The sequence below is a fragment of the Bdellovibrionales bacterium genome, assembly GCA_016714165.1.
In the GTDB taxonomy this organism is placed as follows: domain Bacteria; phylum Bdellovibrionota; class Bdellovibrionia; order Bdellovibrionales; family UBA1609; genus JADJVA01.
In genome coordinates this window covers 1,698,219-1,716,910 of sequence record JADJNU010000001.1, presented here as the reverse complement: position 1 = coordinate 1,716,910, position 18,692 = coordinate 1,698,219, and the positions used below count along the sequence as shown (strand labels likewise).

Genomic DNA, 18,692 nt, shown 5'->3' with positions numbered 1-18,692 from the left:
AAAAGGATCTCTACCAATTTTTCTTTAGCTCATAATAGGGCCAGCGACCGATGAGAGACCCCGTTACCTGATAGCCGCATTTACGAAATAAGTTCTGTGCTTTTATATTTTTAACGTGTGCCTGGGCCTTCGCATACTTGGCTCCCAGGGCCACCATCCATTCTTCGGCCGAAGCTAACAATCGTGAAGCAATTCCAAAACGACGATGTTCCGGTGTGAGGTAGTGACTAAAAAAACTTCCGTAAGCCAAGTTGTCAGAATCGGTTTTGATAGAAAAAACTGAATGTCCTATAAGTTCTTCGTGTTCATCAGAGGCGACTAGAATCCGATGATGCCGATCAGTAGAGTCTGACCCCAGGATGATGCCTTTTGTCTTTTCGTAGGTAAAATCAGGAAACACCTCGCGAGCGAGCTTTGGATCGCTGTTGAACTCGGGAATTGTTTCGAGAACCGCCTCCATGGCCCGGCCAATCAGGAGGTCAATCTCATTGAAATTAGATCTGTCTGCATCTCGAATATGGATTCTCATTTAAATTTTATCTTCTTCTTCAAATCCTCAATGACCTTTTTTCCTGCTTCTTCAACCTTTTTCTTTTGTCCGTTCTCAGCGGACTTTTTGCTTCCAGTAAGGTGGTCTTCAGCGTCCTTTTTGGCCCTATTGACCTCGCTATTGACCTTTTCGATTTCCTTATTGACCTGTGCTTTGACCTTGTCTAGTTCAGCGGTAAATTTGGCTCGCTCCCCCGCGATTTTTTCGTCTATAAGCGCCTTTATTTTGGCTCTGGCCTGTTCAATCTTTTCGTCCAGTTGCTTCTTAAAACCTTTGGCAATTTCATCACCCAAATTTGATCGCAGTCCTAAATTGAGCTTCTTCCAATTTCCAGTGGCACTTGCGTCGAGTGTTATGACGGGTATTCCAGAGGTTACATTTGTCAGAATCTCATGGACCATTTTTGATCTGGCTTCGATATCATATTTTAGATCAGCAAAGTTATTCTTAACTGCGATTTTGAGTTCTTCATCTTCGAGAACAGCATTGAGATCAGAACTTCCTTTGGCTTGAGTGAGTACAAGCTTAACTTCCAGGCTGTCTGAAAATTTTTGAGGTTGGACTGGAAAGGAAGCTATGCTTGCCTGCATTGATTCTTTAGGCTTATCTGTCGTATGATCCAAGGTAATTTTTGTTACGAGGCCCATGAGCATTTGCTTTGGAAAATCGCCTTCAAAGTTGATTACGGTGGGTTTTCCAATCTGGGCGGGGTCCGAAGTCAAATCAAGGAGTTCACCTCTCACTCGTCCACTGTATTCGTTGCTTTGGCTGGGTTCAGAATTAATGCTGGCCTTTTTTAGCCAAAACAGAGGGTAGCCTCGAGTGACAGGAAAACGGTAGGTTTTGCCATCACTTCGCGGGCGAGGGACAATTTGTTCATCAGCTGAAGCTTTCTTTTGTTCTTCAGTTTTCTGGGGAGGTAGGTATTCGCGGGCCACCGTCATGTATTTTTGAATGGTTACGAGCTTATTCGCAAACATCTTTCCAAATAATTTTTTTGAGAAATCACCCACGTCGATCTGAGGGATCTTGAAATGTTTTTCTAAGTCCTGGATATCTTGCTTAATGACCTGATCGAGGTCTTTAAATGCTGTGTCGATGGTTTTTAAATCGTTGCTAACGCCATCACTTGTTTCTTTGACAGATTTTATCTTTTGATCGGCCTCTTTGACAAGAGATTGGATTTCTCCGATGGAGGCGGCAAATTTGACAGGATCTTTGGTGTCAACTTTGATGGCCTTAACTCTCGCTTCAAAATCTTTAAGCACTTCACTTTTTGGGAGCGCTTTGATACGTGCGTCCCATAGGGCTTGCTTCTCTTTGAGACTGGTCTCCAGTTCTTTGATCTTCAGGCTCGATTTAAGATTAGATTCAAGATTTTTAATTTGAGCGGTTGGATCGGCTCCTTCAATGATATTGGCCAAATCACTCAGAAGATTTCCTTCAAATTCCTTTTTGGTTTGATCGATAATTCCACTCTCAAGCTTTGCCAGGGCTGGTGATTTCCCGTCCTTGACACTGACTTCGATAGGAAGAATCTTTCCGGGCCTCATTCGGGGAGAGAATGCCTGGATATCAACAATAGAGGCTTCTTCGACAACGAATTTTGCGCGTAACAGGGCGTCCCACAGGAAACCAAAGCGAATTTCTCCGATAGAGACAATATTTCGAGAAGGATCCTCTTTGTCAGTGATCTGCAATTCAGAAAGACGAAAGCTTCCACCTAAAAAACTGGTTTTCACTCGGCCAACATTCACCTCGGCCCCATGAACATGGGTTCCCGTATATTCGATCAAGTAGCGAAGATGGCTATCGAACAGGAAGGAAAAATACAATCCAGCACAGACACATATAACTGTAACCGGAACGACGGCTTCCCATCTCACGGGCCCTTTCACTTTTTTCGCTTTATCTTTCTCTTTTTCTGGTGTCTTCGATGAGCTCAATTTGGTTGTCCTTGTTTTGAGTCGTTTGTCCACTTATCAATGAAAGAAGGAATCGATGTCAGCCTCAGGCTCCGTAAAGCTGGTCGTATTTGAAATACCACTTGTAAAGTGCAGTAGCCTGAACGCCCTTCCAAATCTTGGTGTTTTTAAACCGCTCCAAAATGACCTTTTGATATTTCAAAACTAACATACGGGCGATCACAAAAACAAAGGGACTGGCGACGATCGTAAAAACACCAGAGCCCATGACGATGGAATTATTGAACCGAGTGAAGGGAACAATGGGAAGATTGTATAAAAAAACAAATGTCTCCTGGAGTTGTGACAACTCGAGAACCTTCCTTCCAACCAGGTCAAAAACAGGATCAAGGAGATAGCCCGCAAACGAAAAAAATCCAGCAGAAACCATTGCAGCTCCCGCTTGAATTCTAAAAAGGAAGATGCAAACAAAGACGAAAAGCGTTTGAAGAGATAGCGCGGGAGTCATTCCCAAAATGAATCCGGCAGCGAGACCTGCTGCAATTTGATTGGTTCCGTTTTCAGAATTCAAGAGTTTAATGAATTGAAAGACCTGTTTAAGGATTAATCCCATATCTTTGTTCCTATTTATTTTTCCTAAAGTTATAGACTGCTTCTTCGGTCCAACTCGGCTCGGCTCAATTCAGTCCACCCCAGCGTCGTTTTGTTCCGTTTCGTTTGTGCATCATTTTTCCGGTATTCTCCTTCCGAGTCAAATCTATCCTTCTATCCTTTTTTTGGCCAAGAACTGAACAGAGTTAATGGGAGTAACCGGATCGATGGGGGAAAGGCACGAGATGCGACGCATTCAGAAAAGGGGGTATGGAATCTCCAGCTTGATGGGTGTAGGTTGTGGGCTTGAAAGAGGTAAGTCGTCAGATGGAGAGAATGGATAGAAGGACATGGTTAGTTACGGGAGCGGCGGGATTTATTGGTTCCCACCTAGTGGGACGACTTCTCGGCGAAAACCAAAAAGTGGTCGGAGTTGACAATCTTTCTACCGGCAGGTGGGAGAACCTCCAGCAGGTGTTGGGTCGCCTAACTAACGGCCAACAGAAGAGTTTCTCATTTATCTGTGATGACGTCGGCAATGTGAGAATGATGGAAAGGGCCCTGAGGGGCGTTCATGTCGTTCTTCATCAGGCGGCAGTTGCGTCGGTACCCCTGAGTATCGAAAACCCACATTGCGTCCATGATACGAACGTAACAGGCTTTCTGAATATTTTGAATTCAGCCAGGAATGAGGGTGTTAAGCGCGTGGTTTATGCTTCTAGCAGTGCTGTTTACGGAGATAATCCCACCGCGATTAAGTCAGAAGGTGATTTGGGGCAGTTGCTTTCGCCCTATGCCGTGACAAAATTCGTTGACGAGTTATATGCCGCGCAATTTCATCGTCACTATGAAATGGAAACGCTTGGTCTGAGATATTTTAATGTTTATGGGCCGAGGCAGGACCCGCAAGGGGCCTATGCAGCGGTCATTCCAAAATGGATTGAAGCCCTTCGCAAAGGTGATCCAATTTTGATTCACGGAGACGGAACCACTACGCGGGATTTTTGTCATGTGGATGACGTGGTGGCGGCAAATATTTTGGGAGCCACCGTCACCCGGCAAAGTGCGTTTGGTAAGAGCTATAATATCTGCAGTGGTGAGGAAACGACCTTGAGTTCGCTTGCGGAAGGGCTCGTGAGCCTTTGGAGTAAAAGGCTCCCTCAGGCTCCAAGACCCGAGATACATTACGGTCGCTTTCGCGATGGAGATATTTACAGATCTTGCGGAAGCTACGAATTGGCTCGGAAGGAGTTGGGATTTAATCCCAGACTTCGCCTTTCTGACGGTCTCATCGGCCTGTTCGACAATCTCGGTGATCAGTGACAAGAGAGCCAGAAATGCCCTCTTTCAAAAAAAGTGACAAGATGTAAAAACAACATGTGGTATTGATGATGATGTATCGAGTCACGGCCCTTGCCTTATAACCAGCAAAAGATCGCGTTATTGCTGAGGGGCCAAAGGCAAAAAATATTTTTTTTTGCGATCGCCCAAAATGAATGTCGATCCGATGCGGGATTGATTGACTTCTTTTTCGTCGTTGTCCTGATGTGACTTTCTGGTATCCAGACCTGATGATTCTGTATGTACCTGCAATAAAGGAGCTTTTCAAAAATGAAGAGGATGTGCTTCAGGAAGAGAAGACTCAAATCGGCGTTGGTACATTGGCCAAAATGGAAGGTGCTCTCACATGGGTTTTGGAAAAAAATTTTAAATCATCAGATATTTTTTCAGGCTTTGAACCCGCGTGGCACTGCTCTTGCAAAATTAGCGGGCTGCTCCTCGGATTTTTTGGCTAATTTTTAAAAATATTGAAAAGAGTATCTATGACTTCAGTTACCTCAGTCGGACTTGCCGGAAACTTTATGATTTTCATCCAGATCACCTCGATTTTTGTTGGATATTTATTCTACCCTTGTTCTGTTCGTGCCGAGGTGCCAAATAAATACAGAGAAATTTTGAATACAGTGAGTGGAAGTAACCGGCCAAATCTAGATTCAAGTTCGCTGGTAGAAGCAATAAATGATCTCAAGCAATTCCGCTACTCGGAGAGTTTTGTGGCTCTCTGTGATCGTTATCTCGTAGAATTAGAGCGGTTAGACAAAGGTGGAGATGCCGAGACCACCAGCGGGCGTCCAGATATTTTTGATGTTTTAAATCGACTGGTAGATGCAATTGAAGATTTGGCGACTGTTCACAATACCAACAGAATCTTTGATCTAAGGGAAGCCACGAACGAGCTTCTACAAGCACAAACGGACGATATCTTGAAGGGTCTCCCAGAGCGCTTCGATAGAATATTAAATTCAGTAAATGAACGACGCACGAGATTGCCCTCCGCAGCGGCAAAGCCTGAGACGAGTGAGGCTTTTTCGCAGGAACTTGCGCCTGAATCTTCTGGGGACGACAGGGCAGTCACGCCCGAGGTGCCGGCCCACAAGCTTGTTTTAGACCGATTGGATAGCTTGGAAAAGGCTCTGAAGGAACGAATAAAGGGGCAGCCTGAAGCCGTGCAGGCCTTGGTGAATGCCGAAAGTGAGCTTCTTATTTATGGTCGGCGCAAGAAGCCCAAAGTCGTGGTTCTCGTGGGGCCTGATGGAACGGGGAAGGAAACAATTGCGAAAGCCTACACGGATGTTCTTCATGGTTACGAAGGCGCTCATGAAAAACATATGTTTCGCGTTCCTATCTTGAAAAGACATGCAGATCTTTGGCAAGTGATGGGGGCTGTCGTAGGCCATGAGGGCGCTGGCAAATTTCCTCATTTCTTGGCTTTTTTAGCGGAGCACTCTGGCGGGCGCTATCAGGTCAAGAAGAGAATCTTCCTTGGTGGAAATACGGAAACCTACTTGGAGGAAGATCAGAACTGGGATCCCAAAACGGTACCGGAGCGGGGGATTGTTTTTCTTGATGGTTTTCAAAATTGGTCCTCTGACATGAAGGACGCCTTTCTGGCACAAGCCCTAGATACAGGAATATTTCAGTTGAACAATCCAACGCCTGAGCTTTCATCGATCTCTGTGCCGATCACTTTCATCATATCCACAACTGTAAACGGGGATAGGGATGGTCGACCTCTCAGTTTTGATCAAATGATGGAGAAGTGGAGGGCCGTGGGGAACGATCCCGCTCGTATTCGAAAGGATTTGGCGGCCAGTCATGGGCCAGTCAATGTGCACCAACAAGGCGAAAATCGAGGATTTTCGCAAAGCCTATTAAATAGTTTTCCAGATGATTCACTTGTGCGGATGCGTCCTCTGGGACCTGAAACCCTTCAAGAGATTGTGAGACAAAGACTGCAAGAATTGAGTGAAAGCCTGAGCGCCGGTGGCGCATTTGGAAAATTCTCTCTTCAGTGGTCCGAGAAACTCGTTAGATTTTTGCAGGAGTATCACTACGTAGCAGAGAACAATGCCTCCCCTATTAACAGTCGGATCGCCGATTTGGTTAAGCGAACTTTGACGGAGGCTTTTCGAAGTGGGAGGATTGAAGTTTCTGATCATCCAAGAGCAATTCACCTCGACGTCGAGGAAAATCCAGATCGGACATTTGATTTGCTGTTTAAATTAACAGCAAACGAAAATGAAAATGAAAATGGAAGTCCGCCTGACAGAGATCAAAATAGACCCGCTCAGGAATTTCGCCTGAGAATCACAGTGACTGAAATTGATAAGCCAAAAGAACCGATTTCGGACGCCAGAATTCGAGAGCTTCTTAAAATCCCAGGTCTCCTGAACCAAAGAGTCTTTGGAATTGAAAGGGTTGTCGATAGATTGGGGACGGCATTGTTAACCGCAGAAGAAAGTCGAACAGGAGGACTCACTCCAGACACAGCGACTTCACCTGCCACTATTTTCATGTTTGTGGGACCTCCTGGCAACGGAAAGACTCAGACGGGAAAGGAAATTGCAAAAATCTTAGGAGTTGAGCCAAAAACGATCGATTGCTCTCAGATACAGTCAGTGAGTGACGTCAAAGCAAGAATCTTGGGTATGCGTGATTCGTTAGGTAATTCTGTTTCTTCCGAATTCATGAAGGTTTATGATCGAAGCAATGGCAGGTTGGTTGTCATCTTAGATGAAATAGTCAACGCTAAAAATGCACTCACCGTTTTGCCCTCTCTCTATGATATTCTGGCTGAGCCGGTTGTGAGAACTTTCACGGACGGAGAACCGCGAGTGATGACTCACGTGACTTTTGTCATGACGGGAAATGTTGGAGAAGGCTTTTACGGGGCAGTTCCAACGAACATTCCTGATATCAACCGTCAGGCGGCTTTCCAGGATATTCATGAAATGATGATGAAAGATCCCGAAAAACGTCGAAGATTGCTTGAGAGATTCCTGACCCCCGCTTTTCTCAGGCGAGTGGGGTTTCAAAATATCTTCTTTTATGGTCCGCTCAATTTCAAGGCCATCCGAGGTCTTTTTCAATTAAAAATGATGGAGGAGATTGAAAGGCTCAAGCCGCAGTCAGATCGAAGGGGTTGGTATGTTCAATTCAGAAATAAGGAATCATTCCTTCGAATCATAGAAGCCTTTGAGGACAATGGGTACAGAATAGAGGAGCAAGGCAGTTCAATTGATCTTTTTGTCAAACAGGACTTCGGAGCTCGATTGCGTGAGCTTCTTCATCATAACTTGGTTTCGACTGGTTCGAAGGTCGTTCTTGATTTTGATCCCGTGACAGGAATGACAAGAGATACTTTTAACGAGGATGTCAGAATTCTACATTTAAGGGTGGATATTTTTGGAGAGCCAAACAGGACGGATTCTGATTCTGGAAAGTTTGATAGAGGTACGGGGGTTCTTCCATCAAAGACCCTCTGGTTGACTCTAAAAGGAAAGGAAACGCCAGATATCCCAACGAGACTTCAAGTTGATGAAGTCTTGACCGCCTTTCACGAAGCCGGACATGAGGTGGTGAGAAAAGTCTTGTTTGGAAATACACGCTCCCACAAGAGAATAACGTTAAAACCGGGTGTTACAGAGATAGGAGAGCAGATTGTCTATTTTCTGGGAGAGGCCGTAAATAATCCTACGAAGGAGTTGACTTTTTCCAGAGCGGTCGTCTTGAGAGAAATCGCCGCTAAGTTTGGAGGAGATGTGGCTCAGTCTCTTTTGACGAAGGGAGGAAGCGGGGACGCCGGTAAGAGCAATGACTTGGAACGAGCCACCAGCCTTGCCCAGACGGCCATACTGAGATGGGGTCTTTCAAAAAAATGGGGGCCACAAACGATGCCGAGCGACCCAAATGTATCGATGGAGTCTTATATCGCTGGACTTCCCGAAGAGCGAAAGAAACTATTGTCTAGAGAAGTCAATCAATGGATGGCCGAAGGAAGGGAACTTGCAAGGAGAGCTCTTTTGGCAAACTTGGACAACCTGGTCATTCCACTGGGATCCCAGTTACTGGAGAAGCTTACAATGGAAAGGGAGGATCTCGACAAATTTTATGAAACTCACCAAGTTTTTGCTGAGGGTTCTCCTGAATACAGGAATCCCTTGAGAAGGTGGACAGGCACGGCTTTGCGAGCGAGGTTGAGTCCCTTCATTCATTCGCCCTCGACTTTGGTCCCAGAACTTCTTCCCGGAATTTCGACTCCAGAAAGTGTTGCTGACATTTCTTCAATTCTTAAACAACATAAGGAAATGGAGGTTTCAGAAGTTGCGTTGCCACCCGATCTTCCAGTTTTTGAGAAGACGAATGCTACTGCCGGTGGGGGAACATGCCGAAGCGCAGTTTTGAAGAAGGCTCAGTAGGCCTTTAAAAACCGTGGACGTTAACGTGGACGTTGGCGTGGGCGTGGACAGGATCAAACCTCCATCCGAGAGAGAGGAGTAGAGACTTGATAAAAGTTGGGAAAGTTTTTCTAATTTTGTTTTTTTGTTTCATGTTTTTTAGTCCAAAGACTCAGGCCTCCAGTTTTAAAGGCTACGAGAAAGATCCTAATGGTGAAATTCTTGTGTTGAACGAGGCCATCGATGAGTTTCATGAAACCGAGAAGGAATTTTTTATTGCATTTTCTCGCCATTCTGCCTTTTACCGTTTTCCCAAGGTCCTGGATTCATCCACGCAGATTCGAAATTTTCTGGATAAATGTGTGAGGCTTAAGGCATCTCTCGTTGTTCATGTCGATGCCGTGACGGCAAAAATCATGAGCATTGAGGACCCTAAGAGATAAGGGCATGCGTTCTCAAAAGGCTTGCTGAGGTTTTTGAAATTCTAAAAGAAATGGGAGGAAAAGGGGGGGTGAATCTGAGAAGAGTCGGTTTTCTTGTTTTATTTGTTTCCCTCATTTCTCTGGCTGGTGATTTTGAGGAAAGAGAAATTGAAAACTCCTTCGGCCAGAAGAAAGGGGATCCGCGCGGAATCAAGGTTTCGGTTCTCGATTATTCAGAGGCAAAAAAAATCTTTGATGAGTTTGCTCGCGATGGGAAAATTCCATACAAATATCCCATCGACGGATGCTACGCGCGGGCCACCGCCATGACTAAAATAGCTGAAACAAAAAATATTGAAATGGGCAAAGTGTTCATTGAGGGACATTTGCAGGTCAAAACCTCGAGCAAAAAATATCCAATCGTGAATTGGGCATGGCATGTGGCTCCCGTAACCTATGTCAAGCAACCAAATGGAGAAGTCAGAATCATGGTATTTGATCCTTCCCTATTTAGAAGTCCAGTGACGCTGGAGGAATGGAAAAAGAAAATGCTATTTAAGTATGACGATTATAATCCTGTTATAAAAAACATCTATTATGGATCTCGGTATCAATACTGGAAAAAGAGCGATGAGTCCGGCAAGGCCACGTGGTGGAAGGAGGATTTGGATAATATGAAGTCTACCTTTACTAAATATTCCAAACTTCAGGATTTTTCTATGGGGACATCCTTAGGAAAGCCAAAAACGAACTCGAAGCCGAGAGGAGCAGTCAAGTGAGATTCTTGTCAAAAACTGAGCCATCTCTTTTCTGGCAACTTGCATTTTTTTTTAATGATGGCTTGGATTGGCTTCTTGAATCTCAAAAGAATCGACGCCCAATCCCTTGGTTTCGGACAAACTGAGGATTTGAGCGATCCCGCCGAGGCCAGCTGTGACTTCCATCCTAACATTCAATTTCATTCCGAGGGCATTCTGTCCAAGCAGTTTGACTATGCGAGTTTCAAGTTGCCTTGGTTGTCCGTTGACTCTCAAGGTCTTTGAGGCAGGCTCAATACTCTGAATAGAAGTTTGAAATCCGTAGCTCTCCATGATCTTGATTTTTATGAGTACTCGATTGTGTGCATTTTGACTCCATTCACTTTCGGTGAGGAGAGCGCGTGAGATTTCAGCTCCCTCTTTTTGGCGAGTGATGATTGTCGCTTGACCTCCACTTACAGCGTCCACAACGTATTGGTATTCTAAGGCTCACATTGGCTAGCCAAGCAGCTCTTGGTTACCAGGATAACTTGATCTCCTATTCTAAAAGACGAGTGAAAACTATCATTTTCAAAAAAGTGATTTAATTCGTCTAAACTGGGAGATGCGGAGGCCAGACATGAGAAAAGAAGGAATGGGATAGACTTATAAAGATTTATGAAATTCATAATTTAACTGCACCTGGGTTTTGTCTCCGTGTCACTATTTTCAATAGACAAAGCGATGATCTGGTCCTTCGTGCCAGGGCCGACAATCAAGGCAAAGCGTTCGCCAAAGGAAGATGCCGGGAAAGGGCTCTATGCCCTTTGAGATGTCAAATTGTAGGGGCGGCCAGGATGATTTCTTGGCTTGGCCAATTTGCCTCAGGGCCTCTCGTTTATTTTTTCCAAAGTAAAGAACTCGCTTCTCCAGCCAGTCGGAACCGAGGGGATTTGGGTGACTCAAGTGAGCGAGGTAAAAATTATTGTGGTTTCTCCAGGCCTCGATTGCAGCATGTGTCCACAAATCATCTTCAGGAGATGTCACTCGGGATCCGGCGAAGACGCCCTGTTCAGTCAATCCCAATAAAACGCTAAAAACAAAAATACCATGTTGGACACAATGCTGGACACAATCCCGACTGCGGGGTGGGAATTGAAATGGGCTTGCGTCTTTGACTTTGTCTTGGACTTTAAATTGGCGCTGATAGGCTCTTAATTGCAAAAATGGCTTCGTATGGAAACGGCCCAAGGGCGTGAGTTCTGGGAGCGAAATTTCTGGCATGAGAAAACCTTGGTCTATCCAGCAGGACCAGGCCCATCTTTCGATGCCTTCGCAAATAGATCGAAATCGGGTCGCTTCGCGATCAAATCCAGCAGCAAAACCGCTTGTCGTGGGGACAACATCAAGTTTAAAGCATTTTTTTTGAATTGAATTTCCAAAGACTTGGGCCACGGTTCTTCGCTCGATGAATTCTGCGACGGCAATACGTCGCGCTTTCAGACGATCTGGCGAGGTGCCTCCCCCGATTGGATCCAGATTATGGTCAAGAACGTAGGAGCGCCACCCAATGAGCGAACCCTCCGAATCGATAAGCGCCTGCTCAGTAATCTCCCTGTAGGAGTCATCTAGTTCTCGCAGAATTGAAAGGAGATTTTTGGCAGCCTCCATGGGGTGAATCCTTCACAAAGTTTCTGTGCTATATTTTACTTTTCCATTTATGAATCTAAAGTCCTCAAATCTTGGGTGGGTCGTACCGCTGGGAATCGTCTCGGGATCAATATCTTCAGAAAAAAGAGATGTCAGGCCACTGTGAAACAATGGCAGGACAAAGGCGTCCTCAGTTAAAACTTGATTGAATTTTTGAATGTATTCCTCATCTGCTTCACGACTAAATTCCTTGTACTTTGTGACAAGCTCGCAAATACGTCCGGACGGATCTGGAAAGCTCACTCCCAATTTCGTGCAAAACATCATGTCGATGATCGAGTTTGTGATATTTCCACCTATATCGACAGTAGAAACACGAATATCAAATGCCCTATTTGATATCAATTTATTGAAGGTTATTGGGTCGCTGCTGTCTACAGTTTCAAAGACAATTCTGTTGTCTGGAATGCCCGAAAGCAGCTCCTTGGCCAAGGTCTGAATGTAATTGCATACAAGAGAACCGAGTCTATTGGGAAGGCTTACGATTATTTTCTGGTCAGAATAAAGATATTCGTCGTTAATGAAATGAGTGAATGGAGGCGGGCGTGGATTCTGTCTCTCGATGGAGGGCAAATGGGAGTAAAACGACGCCGATGGGTAGATCGCATTTTGGGAGACCCAATCCGGAAAACTCGTCCTTTGCAGACGACTCTGAAGTATTTGTCGATTCCTTTTGCTTTTAAAAAAGCCGGAAGGAGTTAAAGGGCTTAGAACAAAAGCCGTGAGGAGAAACGGTGCCGTTCTGACTTTATGAAAGGCACTTCCAATATGATTTGAAGGAAAATCTGGAACTGAGGCTCCTAGACGTACGATCGTTCTAGAGTTGTTGACAATAGTTTCATCAATGTCTTTAGCAGAAAAGCTAATCACATCGGGTGAGGACTTTGAAACAGAGAACCATTTTTGATTTTTCTCGATGAGAAGTCGTCGGCCATTGTCATTCGACCGCAACAGATAGGAACCGGAGGACGTAAATTTGTTGTCGTCTCTAAACTTGCCGTCAACAAAATTTCGGTCACACCAAAAACCAAAATAGGGCATTCTCAGAAATTCAAGAAGTTCATGTTGCTCCCTGGTAAATTCAAAAATAATGCTATTCTCTCCAGAAGTCTTTAGGCCGAGAATTGAAGAAGCTCTGCCTTTCGTAAATTCAAGCCAACCTTCGAGTTGGTCAAAAACCATCAGCCTTCCACTTTTTGCATATGTCCTGAGTTGCTGTTGAAGTTTAAGGACGTAGGATTTGGCGGTAATTGGAGTGCCATCTTCGCATTCAAGATGATCATGAAGCGAAAATTCCCAGCGTCGACCATTATTTGATTTCGACCAAGAGGACGCAAGATAGGGTTCTATTCTCCCTGAGACATCATATTTTACAAGCGTTCCAACCAGGGCGTTTAAAATCGTCTGATTTTCAAATGAATCGCTGTGAGATGGAGCCAGAGAAAAACTCACTTCAGGCGCCATCTTTGGACGGTGAAATATATAATTGAGATGATTGCTCTCTTGAGAATCCATCTCAGCAGAAGAAAAAGTCATTTTTCGGTGACCGTTGCGTGGAGGAGGGGTCCAATTGGTGCACGTCACAATCAAGACAGCCGAGATCAATAAAGGCCATTTCGTCATGAGAAGTGATCGTCGCTCTCTGAGTTTTCCCAATTTTCTGAACCGAGACAAAAATTCCTGATTCAAGGGGAGTCTTCCTTGTTTGTTGGTGGTATTCAAATTGTCCTGGCATCTCACATTGCGCTGGTACACTAAATCGTCCGGAATGGTCGGACAGTTTTGAATGCAGTGAAAAATCAGATTTGACTTTGTAAACGGAGCTCGGCTCACCGAGGGCGACCAGACAATAGGCTAAGATGAAAATGGCCACTGAGGTTCTCAATGTCTGCACTTGACGTCTCCTATCAGATTGAGGTGTAACAAACTTGAGGCACTCCTATCATAAAATTTTTCTCACTTCTTTATTTTTATGCGTTTTTTAGCCAAGATTGAAAAAGTTTTTAATTTATACACAAGCCATAAAAAGCTTGTCTGTATTGGCGTTCCAGCGATAGTCATGTTGATCTGGATCATTGTTTGTCAGTTTGTATTTTTCTTCATTCAGAACAATCATGGACTTGAATTATCTCGAGCTCTTCAATCTCAATTTCGTTCAGACTTATTTTCTTCGGATTTTGAATATTTGTTGCGCTCCGTAGGAGATTTGGAAAGTCTCGCGACAATACAATGTCCGATGGTGGAACAAGTTGAACCTCATCGTCGCGTTTTGCTTGATTTGAGTTTTCGTGGGAACTGTATACAGAATTCATGGTTACTGAGTGGTGGTCGGTTCTCAGCGAAGGTTCGCGCGATTAACAATGATCTTTTTGTCGTGAGTTTTTCGACTCGCAACCAGATCGTATTTTTATGGGGCTTATGGGCGATGCGCCTTGGGGGGCTGATTTTTTTTGGCACCATCTACTTTGTTCAAAATTTGAGAAGCCGGCAGAATGATCAATTGGCTCAGCTCAGGCTTGAGGCCGCACAGACGTTGACTTCGCTTTCGGCTCAGGTTTCTCACGATATTAGGTCTCCCCTTTCTGCTCTCAATTTAGCGGTGAGCACTTTGCAGGGATGGCCCGATATGCTCGAGGAACAGAGGCATTTGATTCGCAAAGCCACTCAGAGGATCAACGATATCGCCAATGATCTGTTGAACAAAAGCAAAATTCAGGATTTCGGCATTTCTTCCTGTGGAGCGCCAGATGATTTGAGAGGAAATATCTTCAGGAACCTCGGAAGCCTCGGGAAGGGAAGAAGGTCGGGGAATGAGGGCGAGGGGCCAGCAGTGGTCGCGACCAAAGAAATGGAAGCTCCAAGGCTCTCAGAGCCGGTGTTGATGCGGATCTCCTTGATTCTGTTGTACGCGAGAAGCGCCCTTCAATTTTCCGAAAATTCTAATTTGGAAATTCATCAGGAATTGAGTGATGGTTTTGGATTTTTTGTGGCCATCAGCTCCATTGAGTTATCTCGTGTGATTTCAAATCTTATCAACAATTCGGTCGAGGCACCCGTCCCCACCCCCGTTTCCACCTCCCGTCGGTCGATGGGTGGGTTGTGGGCCGTGCAACCGCAGTTCGTCAATATTCTCCGATAAGGGTTGGTGCGATTTATTATTTCTGATCAGGGGAGGGGTAAGTTCTGAGGTCTTGGAGAGAATACGGGCGCACGGGCAGCTGATGAGCGATCAAATATTGGGGATCGGAGGACGCCAGGCTCAGCCAACAAGCGGCGAGAGCCCCGTTGAGCGATTCGGGAACGGAACGGGATTGGGAATTCAACATGCCCGCCAAACGATCCTGCGGGCGGGTGGGGAGTTTTCAATTCATTCGCGAGAGGGAGTAGGGACGATCGTGACACTTTTGCTTCCGTGTGCTGAGGAGCCCCTTTGGTTTGCTCGTTGCGTAGAAGTGCCTGAGGGAGCGGTCGTGGTTTCGGTCGATGACGACCCCTCCATTCACCAGATCTGGGCTATGCGTCTTTCAAGTGCCGGACGCTCACAGCCTCAGCGCTCAAAGGCTCGGGACTCAAGTTCTCAACACTCAAACGCTCAGTACTCAAACGCTCAGAACTCAAACGCTCAGCATTCAAGTGTTCAGCATGTGAGTCTCGATTCAAAGGCTGTGGCTATGAAGTGGATTTTGGAGCATCGCGATCTTAATTGTGTTTACTTGATTGATTTTGAATTTCTAGGTGAGTCTGGAGATGGTCTGGACCTCATTGAGGAAACTGGGATCGCAGCTCAATCCATATTAGTCACATCGAGATATGAAGAACCCCATGTCCGATCTCGGTCTCTGGGTCTTGGCGTTCGCCTTTTGCCCAAGAGTTTAGCGGCTTTCGCGCCACTTTCCTTTGTTGATCGGGCGCAAAATGACATTGAATTGGACAAGGCGATGGACAAGGCGACCGGACATCAAGCCGATATCAGGCTTGCTGATATCGGCACAGCGAGTTCATCAATTTCGTGGAGGACGAAGTGAGATCGTACCGTGACTGGCGCTTTCTCCTCCATCAAGGTTGGTTGTCGTATTGAGGGCCCGGTGAGTAAAGCTGATGTCCCAATAGGTATTATCGTTACTCACTTTTGTAAAGCAAACCCGCACTGTGACCACATAAGCTTCACCGGTGGCGGCCGATGTTCTGTTCGATTGTCCGACGTCATGGCAGCCGTTCGTCGTAATTGTAATGTCATTTCTCTGTTCAAGAAAGGAGGGAATGAATCCGCTATTTGATGAAGCTGAATAAATAGAAAAGGCAGCCCTGCCGAATTCTGCAGAAATAAGGGTGGCTTTATGATTCCAGGTACTTCCTCCTGGGCCGGTCCATGCTGGAGACATTTCAGCAGTGAAGGGAAGAACCGGTCGTTCGGTTAGAATTTTCTCTACTGGAAACTCGCCCTTGAGGAGTGCAGTTAAGCTTCCTGATGAACCACGCGCAATCACCATCGATCCATCAAAACCTAGAACAACAGCGGAAGGGATATGGATGGTAAATCCATGATTTATCGTAGAACTTCCGCAGGCGGCCTGAACACCAAGCCCCGCTGGCTCATTCGCGACGCCTGAAACAGCCAGGTCACCCACGTTTGACAGGATACTTATATTGACAGGTTCATTTTGTCCTGTGACGCAAGCCCAACCAATCGCAGTGGCAGAGCCATTGCTTTGGTAAGTGACACTGTCCAAATAGCCAACCAATGTTGGAGTCACGGGCTCTGGTGGCACAGCTGTTATTATTAAGTTGGGTTCCGAAGGTATGGCGATTCCGTTGAGCTTTACGTACGGTTCTTTACCTGCATATACGTTGCGATAAGGACCGGAAATTTCGAAAGAGAATCCATGATTATTGCTAGTCGACTGACAAGCTGTCTTTACGCCTTCTTCGCGAACGAGGTCGGCCGTCGTTGTGCCTATTGATCCATCGCCTGCACCTATCTCAAGAACGGCGGAGGTATTACTTCCCACCTCACAGGCCCAGCCGCTGAGAACAAGAGTCGATCCGGTGTCAACCAGGCGTTCCACATTCCCAATAACAGATCCAATATTTCCAAGAAGTGATCCATTGTTGATTGTTTCCCCATTATTGATCAAGGAAGAGGGTGATTCGCTATTTTTTGAAGCATTAAGGTTGCCACAATTCGAATAGAAAATCGAGATTGCACCGGCAGCCAGAAGTAGGCCGGCGCCCTGGACAACTCGTGCTTTTCGATATTTGCTGAGTATTTTGCTCATGCGATCTGACTGCATCTTATAAAAGTTCATTGGTATCCCCTCCCACCCTATTCCGTTCCTGCGATTCCATCCTAAGAAAAATCAAAGCACGGCTAAGCAGAATAATTTTAAAATTCAAAAAAGCGCCAATTTCCCATACTTGGTTTGAATTCAGGGATTACCAGTGCATGGGATATGCCAGACCATATGCCGTCTAAGCTGCTGTTTTTGGTGAATATAAATAACTAGAGACATTTGAGAAGTTAACATTCGTCAAGATAGTTGTCAGGCAACAAGTATCTTCCTATCGTGTGTTATTACAGAAGGAATTGACTCAAGTTGGCTTAATCGTTGACAAGGAAATAGCTCTGTCTTTTGTGGCCGACTTTTTGACGGCATTGAGTGGGCTGGAATTCAGGACCCATTCTGAACGTTGAATATTATTGAAGATAGAGATCCTCATTGCCTTTTAGTTCTAAGCCATGTCTCGTATCGAGACTATCGGAAGCTATGGAGATGGCACCGGGCCGTCAGTCTTATTGATACCATGACAGCTTCTACAGTTGGGAAAAATGGACCTGCCATTCTCATTGGACCACTAGGTTGGCATGCGTTTATTGTCCAGTGTCGAACTATGAAGCTAATGCAGTATCCAATCAAAAATTGTTTATCCTATTACAATTTGAAGAAGTGCCGGCTGCGAATTGTGTTAAGCAAGTAGGCACTTCAAATAGTGAATTTCTGCGCTTCAAATTGTGAATTTCTAAAAATCCATTTTTTCCAACCATCTACTGGCTTTCACTACCTGAATGCCGGTTTTTAGATTGAAATTGCGGTAGAGGTTTTTAACAAGTATTATTTTCGGTAGTACCCCAAGTCCCTTTTCGAAAATGTGAAAAGAATTTTCGAGGTTCTTATCCGAAAGTTTGACTTCAACCATCATCAAAGGACGTTTCTCGTGACAGATCAGGAAATCCACTTCGCTTTGATTCTTGTTTCTGAGGAAATGTAGGGAATAATCTTCACCCAAAACATCTTTACGATAGAGAATTTCTTTGTAAATGGAGAGAGCAACGAGGTTCTCAAATCGAGCCTCTTCAGTGACGACTCTTGGAATATCGAAAAAATAGTATTTGGGAGCCTTGCTAACGGCACGATTTATTTTTTTAGAATAGGGGGACACCTTGAAAAATACATAGGAATTTTCCAACTCGTTCGGCCATGAGTTCCACCAATAGTTCTATTGATCGTATACTTTTAATGGAACCGCTCTCGAGTAGATCTTGTCGCAAAATGATATCGAGATGAGAGTTCCTCCATCTCCTGTATTCACGAACATCGTTTGATAAATGAGGTTCGGGAAATCCACTTAGCTGAAAACTTGACTCTAAAGCCTTCTGAGGATCCGCATGAGAGATTTCTACAAGTTCCTTCACGTCTAAGGGAAGAAGTCGGAATTGGTAGTATCGCCCAGCCAACGAATCTCCAACTTTTTAATAAGTGTCGATACGGGCGCTACCAGTGACCAAAATCGGATGGATAGCGGTTCGAGTGTCGAAATGGCCCTTGATGAATTTTTTTGCGATCTTGAGGGTTGTCATAATTGTAATAATCAAAATCTCTCAGTAGAGCCTTGGACAAAGTTGTTTTTCCCACTTGCCGTGGCCCTGTGATGATCACAATTTTTTTAGAAAGATCTTAGAGAAGAGCCGTCTTTAAATATCTGTCCATTTTAACTTTTTCGGTCTGAAAGCCGAAAAAGTC

At 45.1% G+C, this 18,692-nt stretch carries 17 protein-coding genes; 6 read left to right on the top strand and 11 right to left on the bottom strand.

Going from position 1 to position 18,692, the window contains the following annotated elements; all coding sequences use genetic code 11:
* Positions 1–10: 10 nt before the first annotated feature.
* The 3 genes from IPJ71_07610 to IPJ71_07600 form a co-directional block, all read right to left on the bottom strand.
* Entirely contained in the window at positions 11–529 is a 519-nt protein-coding gene (locus tag IPJ71_07610; GenBank protein ID MBK7843550.1) for a GNAT family N-acetyltransferase, read from the bottom strand.
* Positions 526–2,496, bottom strand: coding sequence for a TIGR03545 family protein (locus IPJ71_07605; GenBank protein MBK7843549.1), 1,971 nt, complete (start codon positions 2,494–2,496; stop codon positions 526–528). Before IPJ71_07605 ends, IPJ71_07610 begins: the two co-directional genes overlap by 4 nt.
* 64 nt (positions 2,497–2,560) lie before the next feature.
* Positions 2,561–3,088 carry a TIGR03546 family protein gene (locus IPJ71_07600; GenBank protein MBK7843548.1) on the bottom strand — a complete coding sequence of 176 codons (528 nt, stop codon included), beginning with the start codon at positions 3,086–3,088 and terminating at the stop codon, positions 2,561–2,563.
* Between the two features lie 305 nt (positions 3,089–3,393).
* On the opposite strand from IPJ71_07600, the gene IPJ71_07595 reads away from it, so the two are divergent.
* From IPJ71_07595 to IPJ71_07580, 4 genes are all read left to right on the top strand, one after another.
* Positions 3,394–4,389: an NAD-dependent epimerase/dehydratase family protein gene (locus IPJ71_07595; GenBank protein MBK7843547.1), complete on the top strand. Its 996-nt coding sequence runs from the start codon at positions 3,394–3,396 to the stop codon at positions 4,387–4,389.
* Positions 4,390–4,889: 500 nt separating this feature from the next.
* Positions 4,890–8,825 (top strand): AAA family ATPase, encoded by a 3,936-nt coding sequence (locus IPJ71_07590; GenBank protein MBK7843546.1) that lies wholly within the window; start codon positions 4,890–4,892, stop codon positions 8,823–8,825.
* Between the two features lie 131 nt (positions 8,826–8,956).
* Positions 8,957–9,247: a hypothetical protein gene (locus IPJ71_07585; protein ID MBK7843545.1), complete on the top strand. Its 291-nt coding sequence runs from the start codon at positions 8,957–8,959 to the stop codon at positions 9,245–9,247.
* Positions 9,248–9,315: 68 nt separating this feature from the next.
* Complete coding sequence (locus IPJ71_07580; protein MBK7843544.1) at positions 9,316–10,005, top strand: hypothetical protein; 690 nt, start codon at positions 9,316–9,318, stop codon at positions 10,003–10,005.
* Positions 10,006–10,056: 51 nt separating this feature from the next.
* On the opposite strand, the gene IPJ71_07575 is transcribed toward IPJ71_07580, so the two are convergent.
* The 4 genes from IPJ71_07575 to IPJ71_07560 form a co-directional block, all read right to left on the bottom strand.
* Entirely contained in the window at positions 10,057–10,452 is a 396-nt protein-coding gene (locus IPJ71_07575) for a hypothetical protein (protein ID MBK7843543.1), read from the bottom strand.
* A gap of 240 nt (positions 10,453–10,692) precedes the next feature.
* Positions 10,693–11,634 (bottom strand): hypothetical protein, encoded by a 942-nt coding sequence (locus IPJ71_07570; GenBank protein MBK7843542.1) that lies wholly within the window; start codon positions 11,632–11,634, stop codon positions 10,693–10,695.
* 12 nt (positions 11,635–11,646) lie between these two features.
* Positions 11,647–13,137 (bottom strand): hypothetical protein, encoded by a 1,491-nt coding sequence (locus IPJ71_07565; protein MBK7843541.1) that lies wholly within the window; start codon positions 13,135–13,137, stop codon positions 11,647–11,649.
* Positions 13,138–13,189: 52 nt separating this feature from the next.
* Complete coding sequence (locus tag IPJ71_07560) at positions 13,190–13,567, bottom strand: hypothetical protein (GenBank protein MBK7843540.1); 378 nt, start codon at positions 13,565–13,567, stop codon at positions 13,190–13,192.
* Between the two features lie 78 nt (positions 13,568–13,645).
* Here IPJ71_07560 and IPJ71_07555 point away from each other — a divergent pair, with 78 nt between their 5' ends.
* Both IPJ71_07555 and IPJ71_07550 read left to right on the top strand, forming a co-directional pair.
* Entirely contained in the window at positions 13,646–14,812 is a 1,167-nt protein-coding gene (locus IPJ71_07555) for a hypothetical protein (protein MBK7843539.1), read from the top strand.
* A gap of 82 nt (positions 14,813–14,894) precedes the next feature.
* On the top strand, positions 14,895–15,698 hold the full coding sequence (locus IPJ71_07550) for a hypothetical protein (GenBank protein ID MBK7843538.1): 804 nt from the start codon (positions 14,895–14,897) through the stop codon (positions 15,696–15,698).
* On the opposite strand, the gene IPJ71_07545 is transcribed toward IPJ71_07550, so the two are convergent.
* The 4 genes from IPJ71_07545 to IPJ71_07530 form a co-directional block, all read right to left on the bottom strand.
* A complete protein-coding gene (locus tag IPJ71_07545) occupies positions 15,675–16,979 on the bottom strand; it encodes a hypothetical protein (GenBank protein MBK7843537.1) in 1,305 nt (434 codons plus the stop codon). The two genes, IPJ71_07550 and IPJ71_07545, sit on opposite strands and share 24 nt — an antisense overlap.
* A 712-nt stretch (positions 16,980–17,691) precedes the next feature.
* Positions 17,692–18,111: a DUF4143 domain-containing protein gene (locus IPJ71_07540; protein ID MBK7843536.1), complete on the bottom strand. Its 420-nt coding sequence runs from the start codon at positions 18,109–18,111 to the stop codon at positions 17,692–17,694.
* Complete coding sequence (locus tag IPJ71_07535; GenBank protein MBK7843535.1) at positions 18,095–18,406, bottom strand: hypothetical protein; 312 nt, start codon at positions 18,404–18,406, stop codon at positions 18,095–18,097. Before IPJ71_07535 ends, IPJ71_07540 begins: the two co-directional genes overlap by 17 nt.
* Positions 18,407–18,443: 37 nt before the next feature.
* On the bottom strand, positions 18,444–18,584 hold the full coding sequence (locus tag IPJ71_07530; GenBank protein ID MBK7843534.1) for a hypothetical protein: 141 nt from the start codon (positions 18,582–18,584) through the stop codon (positions 18,444–18,446).
* Between the last annotated feature and the right edge of the window lie 108 nt (positions 18,585–18,692).

Excerpts from the sequence above, each read along its gene's own strand:
- IPJ71_07590 (MBK7843546.1), top strand. The coding sequence starts at position 4,890 with ATGACTTCAGTTACCTCAGTCGGACTTGCCGGAAACTTTATGATTTTC.
- IPJ71_07565 (MBK7843541.1), bottom strand. The coding sequence starts at position 13,137 with ATGGCGCCTGAAGTGAGTTTTTCTCTGGCTCCATCTCACAGCGATTCA.
- IPJ71_07585 (MBK7843545.1), top strand. The coding sequence starts at position 8,957 with ATGTTTTTTAGTCCAAAGACTCAGGCCTCCAGTTTTAAAGGCTACGAG.
- IPJ71_07545 (MBK7843537.1), bottom strand. The coding sequence starts at position 16,979 with ATGAACTTTTATAAGATGCAGTCAGATCGCATGAGCAAAATACTCAGC.
- IPJ71_07595 (MBK7843547.1), top strand. The coding sequence starts at position 3,394 with ATGGAGAGAATGGATAGAAGGACATGGTTAGTTACGGGAGCGGCGGGA.
- IPJ71_07570 (MBK7843542.1), bottom strand. The coding sequence starts at position 11,634 with ATGGAGGCTGCCAAAAATCTCCTTTCAATTCTGCGAGAACTAGATGAC.
- IPJ71_07600 (MBK7843548.1), bottom strand. The coding sequence starts at position 3,088 with ATGGGATTAATCCTTAAACAGGTCTTTCAATTCATTAAACTCTTGAAT.
- IPJ71_07550 (MBK7843538.1), top strand. The coding sequence starts at position 14,895 with ATGAGCGATCAAATATTGGGGATCGGAGGACGCCAGGCTCAGCCAACA.
- IPJ71_07555 (MBK7843539.1), top strand. The coding sequence starts at position 13,646 with ATGCGTTTTTTAGCCAAGATTGAAAAAGTTTTTAATTTATACACAAGC.
- IPJ71_07610 (MBK7843550.1), bottom strand. The coding sequence starts at position 529 with ATGAGAATCCATATTCGAGATGCAGACAGATCTAATTTCAATGAGATT.